Below are 12,936 nucleotides of genomic sequence, written 5' to 3' on the forward strand. Positions count from 1 at the left end.
GCACAGATTGAGAGTTGTTTGAATAAACTCAATTCATTTCATTTTTGATTTCACCGGTGAATGCATTTAAAATAGACTTCTGTAGTTCTACTCGGAGTAGATGTACGGAAGTAACGAATAATCGGATTGCTGGAGGTTACTATGAATTATCGAATTATGAACAAGCAAGTATTTGAACAAGCGCAAGTGCGTTCAGTCTCAGATGTAACGTTCACAGAGGAGGAACTTCAACACGGCATGAAAATTGCGGTGTCAAAAGTGGACAAGACACTCGAATTGTATTTAGTCGATGTAGATGGACAGAAGAAGTTTGAAGTCCGGTGGGATGACTCCACGGAAATTTTCACAGGCTGGAATTCCGCTTGGGAAAACTTCACTTGGTGTCTAAATATCGTTGGAAACGAATAATAGGGCCAGCCGCCCTTGAATAAAAGCATGTTTTGATTTTCATTTCAAAACATGCTTTTATTTTTTTGTTGATTGCTGGAAATTAATAAGATGATAAAGTTCAGAATTCATATGAAACTTTCTGCCGTAAGTGATCGTATTAACTAGTAGATACACGCCTACATTAAGTAAAATTGATAAATGATCATAACTTGTTGAGAGTTAACAGACGTATGGGAGAGAGAAAAATAACCATTGAAGGTGATGTTTTGAAGAATACAATATTAAGGGTTATTTGGATTGTGCCCAATGTATTCTGCTACATTATGCTGATTGGCTGCCTAATTTTTGTGGCTATTCATAAGAACGACATTGCTGAAATCGGTATGTTATCGTTATGGATTTTAATGCTCATAGCACTATTTATGGTAGCCCTATTTGGAAATTTACGTAGTAGATATTGGATAAAAACAGGGGAAATATAGTGGTAGTTTGTTCATCAACACAAAGCGCGGAAAGGGGATCGCACACTTGGATTTTGCTAGAAAGTCTATCTATTACCTGTTCAACATTGCATTTGCCATACTTTATTTTTACATCCTCAGTTTACTTTATAACTATTCGCCACTACATGTGGGGCATTCTCTATATCTTGGTCTTTTGAGTTTACTTGTAATTGTTTTTTCAATCCTCTTATCCGTTTTAACGGTCAATAAAATACGAAAAATATACATTGCTAAACTTTCGTGATCGAGTCAGTGATGTTTTTACATAATGTCATTGTCTACTGCGTTCATCATCCGACAGTGAAATCCTAAAATTGCCTGTGCTAGAATAGAGACACTAGCTGTTCACTTGAATGTGAACTTGATCACCTTCGATGAAACATATAACGAACAGGAGTGAAATGCATTATGAAAAAAAGATTGATTTTAGCAATCGGTTTACTAGTAAGTCTTCTCTTGGTTGCTTGTAGTAAGGAAGATTCGGGGAATAAAAGCGAAGTCGAAGATATTAAAGAAAAGGTACATGAATATAGCGTAGGAAATTTCCCAGACGATGTAACAGCGTCTATTACTTCACATGAACTCATTGTCACGGACAAAGGTCAAAAAACGACATTCGACTTGCCGAGTGATGAATTCTTTGTTTCAATTGCTCCCTTTGTTGAAACGACTCATTCTTGTGCAATCCACAGCTTAACTGGGTGCCAAGGGGAATTAGTTGGAGAGGAATTTGGCGTGCTCATTAAAGATGAAGAGGGCAATGTAGTAGTAGATGAAACGATGACATCACTAGAAAATGGATTTATTGACTTGTGGTTGCCACGCGATAAGAATTTGTCAGTGAAAATTACACAAGGTGATAAAACGGTTGAATCTACTATTTCAACATTTGAAGGCGATAATACTTGTATTACGACAATGCAACTGACTTAATGCTGTTACAGAGTTGCATTTGTAACAGATTTGATATGCCAAACAATTGTTGAGTATAGCGATAAGTTTTTAAAAACTACTCATTAAGACCCGTGTTTGGACATAAAAAAGGATGTTCCTGAAATCAATTTTCTGGAACATCCTTTTTAATTAAATAACTCACTCCGTACGGCTTAATTCCTTTGCAGCGGCAAATAAAATTTCAGCAGCGGGGAGTAGGGCGTCTTCGTTAATGTCGAAGCATTCGTGATGATGGCCAGCAGCAAGCTCTGTGCCGAAGATACAATACGTCGCTTGGCCGCCACGTTGTTGGACCGCTTCCAAAAAGTACGTTGCGTCTTCTGATCCTGCGTTCGCTTCACTCGTGACATCCACTTGATGGATGAACGCATGTTGCTTGGCAATGTTGGCTAAGCGTTTTGCCAAGTCGTCTGAGCATTTGCAGCTCACCGCTTCGCCAGCCGTTTCAATCGAATAGTCAATGCCGTACATTTGGGCTGCGCCTTTCACGATGTTTTCGACTTGTTCTTTCATGTAGTTGTTCACGTCACTCGTTTCACCACGTGTTTCGGCGACAAGTGTGGCATGGTTCGGGATGATGTTTCGTCCCGATCCAGCATGCAATTCACCTACGTTAATGCGCGAGTCACCGCCTGAATGTCGGCAGATGGCGTGCATATTCAATGCAGCACTAGCAGCGGCAAGCAAGGCGTTTTTTCCGGCTTCCGGTTCTCCGCCCGCGTGTGCAGCTTTCCCTGTAAACGAAATGTTGAGCTTCGTTGTCGCTAAAAAGCCATTGTTTGCAGCGACAAAATGGTGTTGCGGCACACCCGTACCGATATGAGAGGCGATGAAGTAATCTGTGTCGTCTACAACTCCGGCACGAGCCATTGCTTTTGCGCCTCGCGTTCCTTCTTCTGCTGGTTGGAAAATGAGCTTAATGACACCGTTCAGCTCTTCTTGCTTTTCTGCAAGTAGCGTAGCGAGTCCAAGACCTATTGACGTGTGTGCATCGTGCCCGCATGCATGCATCGATCCGTCAGCAGTTGACCGGAAACCGAATGAAGCAGGCGTATGATCCGCTGTATCTGCCTCTAAAATCGGCAGTGCATCCATGTCTACCCGGAACGTAACGGTCGGACCAGGGCGCTTTGTATCGAGCGTTGCAACGATGCCTGTGTACCCTTCCTCAAAATAAGGAAGGAAGCGTTCAACGGCACCGTTTTCAATTGCCCAAGCGACATGTGCTTTTGTTTTTGCTGCATCAGGTTTCCCCATGCATTCGTCTTCTTTCATCACTTCTTTACCGAGCTGTAATTCAAACCCTAACGGTTCTAAAATGCTTGCTACGATGGATGCCGTACGGATTTCTAGAAAACCTTGCTCGGGAAATCGGTGAAAATCACGTCTCCAGTCAATCATTTGTTCTTCTAGTTGCATACTAATGCCTCCTGAAATGACGAATTGTTGTTTGTATTATTGATTACATACGTGCTGGAATACCAGGTCCGAACGGAATGCCTGCATAGAAGAATACAAGAATTAAAATCATCCATGTAATTAAGAATACAAGGCTATATGGAATCATTAAGGACATATACGTTCCGATACTAGCTTTCTTATCATAGCGCTGCATGAACGCCAAAATAATGACCATGTAAGGGAACAACGGCGTAACGATATTTGTAGATGAATCCGCAATACGATAAGCAACTTGCGTGAATGCCGGATGATACCCAAGCTCCATAAACATCGGTACGAAAATTGGTGCTTCAATAGCCCATTTTGCTGAACCAGATGTAATGAGGAAGTTCATAAGTGATGTGAAAATAATATACCCGATGATAAGTGGCATTCCTGTAAAGTTGACGCTTTCTAGGAATTCCGCACCGTTGACAGCTACCCATGTTCCTAAGTTCGACCAGTTGAAGTACGCAGTGAATTGCGCGATTGCGAATACGAGTACGATATAGCTAGACAAGTCTTTGACGGATTCAGACATGTAGTGGCTAATATCTTTACTAGACTTAATTTTGCCGACAACCATACCGTAAGTTACCCCGATAATAATGAAGAAGAACAAGATAATCGGAATGATACCGCTTAAGAACGGAGATTTCGGAAGTAATTCGCCGTTTTCATTTGTTAATGGGCTGTTTGGTAAGTAAATCGTTACGACAATTAGAATGACATATAAAAGACCTGCAAGAACTGCTGATATGAACGCCTTCTTCGCCTTCGGGTGTTCTTCCGTCTCTTCGTCTACAACAGCATCTCCTTTGTAGACACCAAGACGTGGCTCAATGAATTTCGTTGTCAGCAAGCCCCCGACAATTGTTAAAACGATAACGGACGCGACATTGAAAAACCAGTTATCTACGGGTGACACGATGAATGTTTCATCCATGATCCGTGCAGCTTCTGTCGTAATACCCGCAAGCAATGCATCTGTTCCAGCAATGAACAAGTTTGCCGTGAAACCTGCACCTGCTCCTGCAAATCCTGCAGCTAGACCCGCTAAAGGATGACGGCCGACTTTATAGAAGACAAGTGCTGCAAGTGGTGGAATTAATACGACTGCAGCATCTGACGCCAAGTTCCCCATGATCCCAACGAATACAACTGTGTATGTCAGTAGGAAAGGGGGGGATTTCAAAATTGTTTTACGTACAGCATAGTCTAACATCCCAACTTTTTCAGCTAATCCAACACCAAGCATCATGACGACAACAAGGCCAAGCGGCGCAAAGCCCGTAAAGTTATCGAGCATCGATGTGAGGATGAACTGCAAACCTTCTGCAGAGATCAAGCTTTTAATCGGTAGGACTTCACCTTTACCTGGATGGACAACAGAAGCGTTAAACAAACTGAAAATCCAAGAAACAATAATCATTAATACTGCTAAACCGACAAATAGTGCGAATGGATCGGGTAATTTATTCCCTATCTTCTCAACAATGTCCAAAAACTTTTGGAAAAAACCTTTCTTCTCTTTCATCATTTCACCTCTTTAGTAGATTCTTTTTCCGCCAAGCGTAGATGGACTGACATCTTTCGGAATCGGCGGATTGTATGGGTTTTGGTGCTCAAATTGAGCATGTTCTTCTCTCACTTGTGCAAGTTTTTCACTTGAAGTGAGTAGATCAATACCAGTCAAAGCCATTGCAGAAGCAGCGCGGATCATGCCGCGATGCGCAAAATCTGAAAGCCCTTGGGCCGTCATTTGCCATGTATGAAGTGCCGTGCCAAGCGTACTTGTTGCAGCCGTAAGTTGGGCAGTAGGGAGCACCCAGCTGACATCCGCTACGTCTGTCGAGCCATAGAAAATTTCCTCAGATGGGACATAATCAGAAATTTGATCATTCAAATACTTGCCTTTGAATTCACTACCGTCTCCGATATAGCCGAATCCACTCATAACATCTAAGTAAAATTCTTGCTCATCAGATGAGAATGTCTCCCAAATCTGTTTTGCGTATGCCTCTTCTTCGGCGGACACTTCACCAGCTCCGACTTCTTTTAAGTTTTTGTGAAGGATTTGTTCCAAACTTCGATTTGGCACATAGTTGGAGCACGCTTTAATGAATTCAATCTCCACGTTCGTTTCAGTCATAAGTGCTGCGCCTTCAGCAATCTTGCAAATCCGTTTATAGATGCCCTCGACTTGATTGTTTTTCGGTGCACGGATCAAGTACAGCACTTCCGCTTGGGGTTGCACGACTGCAGGGGATAGACCGCCTGTATCGGTAACGGCATAGTGAACACGAGCATCTTGAATGATATGCTCACGTAAGTAATTGACACCGACGTTCATTAATTCGACCGCATCCAACGCACTTCGGCCAAGGTGAGGGGAGTTTGCTGCGTGTGCAGATATCCCTTTGAAACGGAAAGCGACTTGGTAGTTTGCTAGCGTCGGTCGGCTCATAATGGAATTACCCGGTGACGGATGCCATGTCAATGCGGCGTCAACGCCTTCAAACGCACCGTCTCGCACCATGAACGTTTTTCCCGATCCACCTTCTTCACCTGGGCAGCCGTAAAAGACGACCGTACCTGGCAAGTTGTTCGCTTCCAAATAGGCTTTCGTTGCACAAGCTGCAGCAAATGCGCCTGTACCGAGTAAATTATGTCCGCATCCATGTCCGAAATGAGGGGTTTCTTCAACAAGCTCCTTTTTAGCTGTTCCTGGCGTTTGGCTCAATTCGGGCAAAGCGTCATACTCACCTAAGAAAGCAATGACCGGCTTCCCTGAACCGTATGTTGCTTTAAACGCAGTAGGGATATTGGCAAGGTTACGATCGACCGTAAAACCTTGTTTTTCACATTGCTCTGCTAGAAACTTTGCAGATTCAAATTCTTCAAACCTTGTTTCTGGATGCTGGAAAATATAAGCGGATACCTCATTGAAGTAGTCTGCATTGTTATCCATATAGTCTTTGATGAATGTATACATGTAAAAATTCCTCCTAGTTTTCAGTCTAATGATGGGTCTTCATTGCTTGCTGCTCGTTTTAAATATTCGGCAAGCACTTTCGTTCCTTTCAATAGATCGTCACTATCGGCAAGTTCTGACGGATGATGGCTCACTCCGTTACGGCAAGGGATGAAAAGTAACCCGCACGGCCAGCGTTTTGCTAGATTCATCACGTCATGTCCCGCACCACTATTTAATTCCATCGATGACAATCCGATGTCGTTGCATAGTTGGGTAAGCGTTGCATGTATCGATGGGTCCAACTCAATCGGGTCATCGTCAACGAGTGTTTTGATCGAGACCGTCACCGCTCGTTTTGCTTCGATGGTCCTAACGAAATGATTAATCTTTTGGACCAGTTCGTTTTTTGCGGCAGCACTTGTACTTCGAATATCGACGCCTAACACGACTTCCCCCGGGATCATGCTCATCGCATTTGGGCTATTTTGGATTGTGCTCACCGTCGCGACAAGTGGAATATTTCGTCGATTTACCGCAAGCGTTTCCTGTTCGATGAAGCTGATAAGCGGTGCGATTGCAACGAGCGCATCTTGCCGTTCGTCCATCGGAGTGGAACCTGTATGATTTGTTTTGCCAATGGTAGTAATCCGAAGTCTCGTCGGTTGGGCAATCGCTCGGACAATCCCGATGTCTGTCCCTGTCTTTTCAAGTTGCGTCGCTTGTTCAATATGCAATTCGATAAATTGCTCAAGCTGTTCATCTTCTAGTCGAGCCTCATGAACGGTGTCCCAATCCAATCCACAATCTGTAAGCGCTTTCTTTAACGTGATGCCACTTGAGTCCTCAAACAAAGCAAGTTTGTCCTTATCTAACAATCCGGCAATCGCTTTACTACCGATCGTTGATACATTGAACCGCGCAGACTCTTCACAGGCAAAGGCAATCACTGCAATGTTCTTTGTCGGTTTAAAACAAGCATCTTTTAGTAGTTTGACCGCGGCAAGACTAGCGACGACTCCTGTTACACCATCGTATCCGCCGCCGTTGTAAACCGTATCGAGATGTGAGCCTGTAGCAATAAAACGCGCTGATTCGTCAACTTGCCATACCGCCCATTGGTTGCCTGCTGCATCTTGGAACGTTTGCAAGCCGAGCTCTTTCGCGATGGACCGGAATTGTTCCTGAGAGGCTTGTTCTTCTTTCGAATAACCGAGACGGGAAAACCCTTCAGGCTGGTCCATCGTTTTAACGAGGTTGACTTGTCGCAACTTCTCTTCAATCCAACTAGTGAGTTGTTCCATCACTTACTCCTCCTTCCCGAAGAGGAGTTCCTTGTCCGAAAAGCGGTACACATTGCTCGGTCGTCCTCTTTGTGTCGTTTGCGTTCGTTCATGAATTTCAATGACCCCGGCTTGTTGTAATTCCAATAAGATACGCCGCGCATTCCGTTTCGTTTGCGAAAACCATTGCGCCACATCGTCCGCGGTAAATGCTTGTCGGTTATAGCGTTGGCAATGAAAAGCTAATCGCAAAACGTCACGGGCGTTGCTGTCCGTCAACTGGAACCGGACTTGTAACGTGGCACGCATTTCAGTCGTGTTCAATTGATTGGCGTAATCGCTATGGATTTTTTGCGTAATGTCTTTCTTTGTTTTGACAATTAAAATGTACGGTTCTTCATCGGCTTGCAATTGATTGAGCCCATGTCGCACATGTTGTTCAGCTTCAAGAACGGTTTGTCCGTAACCAATCGTAAAACCGACATCCAATTGCTGATTCAATTTGAATGTTTCAATCATGTTCAGTAATGAAGCTTCAATGTCTTCGTCAATCTCACCTTTCGTCGTATAGATGGAATAAAGACCATCAGCATTCTCAACAAACGATCCGTTCAAATTTTGCGTTAATGTGAGCAAATCTTTTTTTACGAGCAAATCTTGGTGCTTCCATTCAAAAATGGATTGTTCGATGTTTTCATGTGCGTTCAACACTTGGCAGCCGAGAACAGCCATTTGCAAGTTTTCATAGTGTTTTGACTGAGCTTTTTCAATAAGTAGCTCAAGTGCTAACTTGATCGCAATGTACGAAGGAGTGAGCCGGTACACAGGGATGTTGACGGCTTGAAGGCGATCGAATACATCTTTTAACGCCGTAATGGCTACTTGCGTTTTCCCTTCTTTATACATTTTCTCATGCAAACTAGCGATCTGCTTACTGTCCCCGTTAAAAGAAGAAGGGATTGTACTAAAACGGAGATGGTCAAAATTATAAAAGGAGACGACTTTCTCCATTTCTTCATCCGTAATGTAATCAATGCTCACAGAGTGAATCATTCTTCCTTCTTTCTCTTGAATTTCAAGTAGTTTGACAAAAAAGCTGGAACCGTGTAAATAAGGGTAATTCGACTGTTCTTCCGATACCAGTTCATGTTGCAGTGCGTACATATGATTCATCATCCCGGAAAACAGCCACTGATCGACAATTGAACGACCTTGCTCAATAAGGGCAGGTAGTTCACTCACTTTTTCATAAATGAATGGAATGCACTTTGCATGTGGAAACTCTTCTGCAACGTATTGAATCTTTTCAACCGATTCAGCAGGTCCAATAACGCCAATGGTAACGAGCAATATGTAACCTCCTCTCCAGATAGTAAGTGTGATTTAAGGACAAATTCCTTTAAGTTTCCTTATACGTTACTATAAAGCGCTTTCACTGTCTATATGTTTTTCTTTGGAAATATTAGATTGTTCTTAAGAAACGTTGATATGGTAAAGTTTTTAGCTATGTAAACGAAAAAATAGAGTGAAAAAAGTTTAGTCTTGTTTTCAATGGGGAATACTTAAACGCTAACTAGATAACTTGTCGTGCTTTAATTAGTAGATGAAGACGTTGCATTTAAGAAGAATAAGTCGAAAGGAGAAGTTTTTTTGCATATTACTAGAGTATTTTGGTATGCAGTCGTTATTTGTATAGCGATTGTTTTATGGGGTTCACTTGCTCCCGCTCAATTAAACGATTCAACAAAGATAATAACAGCATTTATTTATGATCACTTTGGATGGTTTTATATTTTTGTTATTGTCGCCATGATCAGTTTCTGTTTTTACATGATGTTCTCGCGATTTGGTAAGGTGAAGTTAGGGAAAGAAAATGATGAACCGGATTTTAGCTTACTTGCATGGTTTGCAATGCTTTTCAGTGCAGGTATGGGGATTGGCCTTATGTTTTTTACGACAGCGGAAACGATCTCCCATGCATTTATCAGTTCACCAAATGCAACACCGGGATCCGACCAAGCAATTATTGAATCCCTTCAGTATGTCATGTTTCACTGGGGGCTTCACGGTTGGGGACTATATAGTATTGTGGCGCTCGTGTTAGCGTACTTCAAATTCAGAGTAGGTGCGCCAGGATTAATTAGTGCTACATTGGAACCGTTATTCGGCAAAAAAATAATGAGAGGCTCTGTCGGTCATATAGTGGATACACTTGCCATTTTCGCAACGGTTGTCGGAGTAGCTTCTACACTTGGATTTGGTTCAGCGCAAATAAACAGCGGATTGACTTATTTATTTGATGCACCGAAAACCTTTTGGTTCCAACTCATCATTCTTTTAGTAGCAACGGTTTTGTTTATACTCTCAGCATGGTCTGGAATTGGCAGAGGCATCAAATACTTAAGTACAGTCAATATTGTTGTCGCGTTCATCCTGCTCATTTTGTTATTCATCGTTGGACCGTCGATGTACATATTAAATCTGTTTACGACATCGATCGGGAAGTATGCGAGTAATTTTATTGAAATGAGTTTTGAGCTCCAACCGTTAAATGGCGACAAACGTCAATGGATTAACGATTGGACGATTTTCTACTGGGCTTGGTGGATCTCCTGGGCGCCATTTGTTGGAATGTTCATCGCGCGTGTGTCTAAAGGGCGTACAATTAAAGAGTTTGTTGCAGGTGTTTTGCTTGCTCCAACACTTGTAACCTTCATCTTCTTTGCAGTATTCGGTGGATCGGCATTATACTTGGAGCAAAATGGGATTGCCCAGCTGTCCTCATTAATCACAGAAACAGTGACATTCGGTATGTACGAACATTATCCGCTCGGTACGGTCTTGTCTTTCATCACTGTATTCGTGATTGCAATCTTTTTTATCACATCAGCCGATTCGGCAACGTTTGTTCTTGGTATGTTCAGTACAGGTGGTCAATTGAATCCGTCCAACGTCGTCAAAATCGTTTGGGGTCTCACGCTAGCTGCAATGGCGGCGATTGTCATGTACTCCGGTGGGATTAAAGGCTTCCAGAATATGCTTATCATTTCCGCATTGCCGCTTTCCCTTATCGTTATTTTAATGGTTGTTTCTTTTTACAAAATCATTCAGCAAAAAGAATAAGCCTTTAGCTACAAAAATTCTCAAGAGGTGTGATTTTAGTGAATTTATTAAACGTTCGAAAAGGACAATTTGTCTATTACAACAATAAGTTGCACAAAGTGTATTCCGTCAAACCGTTCTTTAAAAAGTCTGTGCACCTTATTCGCCTTGAAGACTTGGAACAGGAAATCGTTACTGCAAAAGAAATTACATTGTACAAACCAAAGCATTTGGATAGTTTCCTATTTAATTATGAACGCTATACGTTGCATAAAGAAGCAAAGGCGAGTGTGGGAGATTATATTTTAATCATTAATCCCAAACCAGACTCCTTGGATCATCACCATCTTCATGCAATTGAAATCGTTTCTTCTATTGAAGCAAATGGTGTTATCAGTAATAAATCCAACGGCATTAAACATAGTGAGTACTGGGTCATGGTACCGAGGCTGGAAGAAGGGGCGACGATCATTGACTTGGCACAACCCGATAGCCATGAATCGGCCGAACAGGCAAAGAGACAAGAACAGCATATACGTCAGACGTATACGCCTAAAATTGGCGATGTCTATCAGAAAAACAATACTGACCCTGTTTTACAAGCGATGGTCGTTGCCATTAAAGGTGACACAGCCTATTTAGGCGGTGATATCGAAGTACCCATTGAAAAGTTAATAAACAGCAAGACGTGGAGTTTACTTGCCCGGGTACCATTGTAAGGAATGCATACGTAAAAGCGAGTCAATCAGACAAGTTCTGGTTGGCTTTTTTCATCCGCCTTCCCCTCATCGTTCGTGTATTGAAATTTCTGATTTGTTTCTACGTGGGTGGATTGACTTTCAACTGGAAGGTGTTTACAGTTAAAGTGCTAGCGCGTGTTTCTTTAAATACATGGTGAATAATCGATCGATACTGAAAATCGGAGAGGGGGAAGCATTTCATGTACATTACAGTTATTACGGGTTTATGGGTATCCATACTTCTTTTCTTAACTATTCGATTCATTCGTATTCTTTTTAAGATGACACAGACGGTTGTTTTTCCATTGACAGAAGTTGAGTGGAATTCCATTCGAGTTCATCCGAATAAAACGGTTGGCAAGCCGGACCTCTCTCACCAAAAGATGGCTGTATGGGGAAATGGCCTAGTCATTTTTTTCATCACTGCGTGGATTGTAGTGGAAACATTGCTCTTAAAACGTCATTTTCCTGCCGCTATCGTGTTCGCTCCAATATTGTGGAACTTGCCTAAACTATGGAATCTATTCGCTTTTCTAAAACAAGGAATTGTTTGTGGTAACCGTTTTGTCCCGTGGAATCGGTTGCAGTCCTACCAGTCCATACCAATCGATAACCATCATCGCTATTATGGCTATTCACCTGAACTGAATGAAGGCTATGAGTTACTAATTCATACGAAATTTTCAGAAGTGAGCTGCCTTGTGACAACGGAATCGGTCAAGCAAAAGCTCATACTTCTATTGGAGGAGCAACTAAAAATCCATCAAACAAGACCGATAGGCATGTAGAACGAACAACACCGATCGATAGGGGATTTCTTTTAGGTGTACGGATGAAAGGTAATACAGCAGAAACGTAACGATAAATCCATAACTAAAGGACGTTTCAAAGACATTCGCATATGCTAGAAGAAAAGTTTGAAAGGAAGAGCGAGTCCTATGTATTATCCACCGTACGGCTATCCGGACCAACCGCGCAATTATTGGAATGGTTCAATGCAGCATTCAGCAGGTAATCCAACCTATCAACCTTGTCCTAATGGAGCGATGCAGGCCTATCCCTCTCAACACAATTATTTTCCGTATCAAACGGCTCCTACAGATTATGGACCGCAACCATTTGTCTTGAACATTGATGAGGCGACGAAACAAAACAATACTTTCCGTACTGCCATATGGACAGGAACTTATTTACAAGCGACATTAATGAGCCTTCAACCGGGAGAAAGTATCGGACTTGAAATACATCCTGATGTGGACCAGTTCATACGCATTGAACAAGGAGAAGGAATTACACAAATGGGGAAGCAAAAAGACCGGCTAGACTTTCAAGCTGCTGTAGCGGAAGACTCGGCAATCTTTATTCCTGCTGGTGCATGGCACAACCTCACGAATACAGGACGTATTCCGTTAAAGCTGTACTCGATTTATGCACCTCCTAATCACCCGTTTGGTACTATTCACCCGACAAAAGCAGCAGCAATGGCAGCGGAATATGGATCCGAGTAAGTGTCTCCATTCCAAATTTGCGTTGTAGAAAGCTTAAATAGT

At 42.4% G+C, this 12,936-nt stretch carries 11 protein-coding genes; 6 read left to right on the forward strand and 5 right to left on the reverse strand.

The window, feature by feature from the left end; genetic code table 11:
• Positions 1 to 141: 141 nt before the first annotated feature.
• Together ACVHUV_RS08850 and ACVHUV_RS08855 are read left to right on the forward strand one after the other, a co-directional pair.
• Positions 142 to 408, forward strand: coding sequence for a hypothetical protein (locus ACVHUV_RS08850; protein ID WP_317943842.1), 267 nt, complete (start codon positions 142 to 144; stop codon positions 406 to 408).
• An 893-nt stretch (positions 409 to 1,301) separates the two neighbouring features.
• Positions 1,302 to 1,826: a CueP family metal-binding protein gene (locus tag ACVHUV_RS08855; protein WP_462086784.1), complete on the forward strand. Its 525-nt coding sequence runs from the start codon at positions 1,302 to 1,304 to the stop codon at positions 1,824 to 1,826.
• Between the two features lie 159 nt (positions 1,827 to 1,985).
• Here ACVHUV_RS08855 and ACVHUV_RS08860 read toward each other — a convergent pair whose 3' ends face one another.
• Genes ACVHUV_RS08860 through ACVHUV_RS08880 form a run of 5 tightly spaced genes read right to left on the reverse strand, consistent with a single transcriptional unit; the run spans position 1,986 to position 8,894 of the window.
• Positions 1,986 to 3,266 carry an amidohydrolase gene (locus ACVHUV_RS08860; protein WP_462086785.1) on the reverse strand — a complete coding sequence of 427 codons (1,281 nt, stop codon included), beginning with the start codon at positions 3,264 to 3,266 and terminating at the stop codon, positions 1,986 to 1,988.
• A gap of 43 nt (positions 3,267 to 3,309) precedes the next feature.
• The gene (locus ACVHUV_RS08865) at positions 3,310 to 4,827 is read right to left on the reverse strand and encodes an AbgT family transporter (RefSeq protein ID WP_462086786.1); all 1,518 of its coding nucleotides are present in this window, start codon (positions 4,825 to 4,827) and stop codon (positions 3,310 to 3,312) included.
• 9 nt (positions 4,828 to 4,836) lie between these two features.
• The gene (locus tag ACVHUV_RS08870) at positions 4,837 to 6,282 is read right to left on the reverse strand and encodes a M20 family metallopeptidase (RefSeq protein ID WP_462086787.1); all 1,446 of its coding nucleotides are present in this window, start codon (positions 6,280 to 6,282) and stop codon (positions 4,837 to 4,839) included.
• A 20-nt stretch (positions 6,283 to 6,302) separates the two neighbouring features.
• Complete coding sequence (locus ACVHUV_RS08875) at positions 6,303 to 7,565, reverse strand: Zn-dependent hydrolase (RefSeq protein ID WP_462086788.1); 1,263 nt, start codon at positions 7,563 to 7,565, stop codon at positions 6,303 to 6,305.
• Positions 7,566 to 7,568: 3 nt separating this feature from the next.
• Positions 7,569 to 8,894, reverse strand: a complete 1,326-nt coding sequence (locus ACVHUV_RS08880; protein WP_462086789.1) for a helix-turn-helix domain-containing protein — start codon at positions 8,892 to 8,894, stop codon at positions 7,569 to 7,571.
• A gap of 300 nt (positions 8,895 to 9,194) precedes the next feature.
• On the opposite strand from ACVHUV_RS08880, the gene ACVHUV_RS08885 reads away from it, so the two are divergent.
• From ACVHUV_RS08885 to ACVHUV_RS08900, 4 genes are all read left to right on the forward strand, one after another.
• Complete coding sequence (locus tag ACVHUV_RS08885; RefSeq protein ID WP_462086790.1) at positions 9,195 to 10,667, forward strand: BCCT family transporter; 1,473 nt, start codon at positions 9,195 to 9,197, stop codon at positions 10,665 to 10,667.
• A 38-nt stretch (positions 10,668 to 10,705) separates the two neighbouring features.
• Complete coding sequence (locus ACVHUV_RS08890) at positions 10,706 to 11,365, forward strand: hypothetical protein (RefSeq protein ID WP_317943856.1); 660 nt, start codon at positions 10,706 to 10,708, stop codon at positions 11,363 to 11,365.
• Between the two features lie 221 nt (positions 11,366 to 11,586).
• A complete protein-coding gene (locus tag ACVHUV_RS08895; protein WP_462086791.1) occupies positions 11,587 to 12,174 on the forward strand; it encodes a hypothetical protein in 588 nt (195 codons plus the stop codon).
• A 150-nt stretch (positions 12,175 to 12,324) separates the two neighbouring features.
• On the forward strand, positions 12,325 to 12,894 hold the full coding sequence (locus tag ACVHUV_RS08900; protein ID WP_462086792.1) for a cupin domain-containing protein: 570 nt from the start codon (positions 12,325 to 12,327) through the stop codon (positions 12,892 to 12,894).
• Positions 12,895 to 12,936: the final 42 nt, after the last annotated feature.

The sequence above is a fragment of the Sporosarcina saromensis genome, from assembly GCF_054901285.1.

Excerpts from the sequence above, each read along its gene's own strand:
- ACVHUV_RS08850 (WP_317943842.1), top strand. The coding sequence starts at position 142 with ATGAATTATCGAATTATGAACAAGCAAGTATTTGAACAAGCGCAAGTG.
- ACVHUV_RS08855 (WP_462086784.1), top strand. The coding sequence starts at position 1,302 with ATGAAAAAAAGATTGATTTTAGCAATCGGTTTACTAGTAAGTCTTCTC.
- ACVHUV_RS08860 (WP_462086785.1), bottom strand. The coding sequence starts at position 3,266 with ATGCAACTAGAAGAACAAATGATTGACTGGAGACGTGATTTTCACCGA.
- ACVHUV_RS08865 (WP_462086786.1), bottom strand. The coding sequence starts at position 4,827 with ATGATGAAAGAGAAGAAAGGTTTTTTCCAAAAGTTTTTGGACATTGTT.
- ACVHUV_RS08870 (WP_462086787.1), bottom strand. The coding sequence starts at position 6,282 with ATGTATACATTCATCAAAGACTATATGGATAACAATGCAGACTACTTC.
- ACVHUV_RS08875 (WP_462086788.1), bottom strand. The coding sequence starts at position 7,565 with ATGGAACAACTCACTAGTTGGATTGAAGAGAAGTTGCGACAAGTCAAC.
- ACVHUV_RS08895 (WP_462086791.1), top strand. The coding sequence starts at position 11,587 with ATGTACATTACAGTTATTACGGGTTTATGGGTATCCATACTTCTTTTC.
- ACVHUV_RS08900 (WP_462086792.1), top strand. The coding sequence starts at position 12,325 with ATGTATTATCCACCGTACGGCTATCCGGACCAACCGCGCAATTATTGG.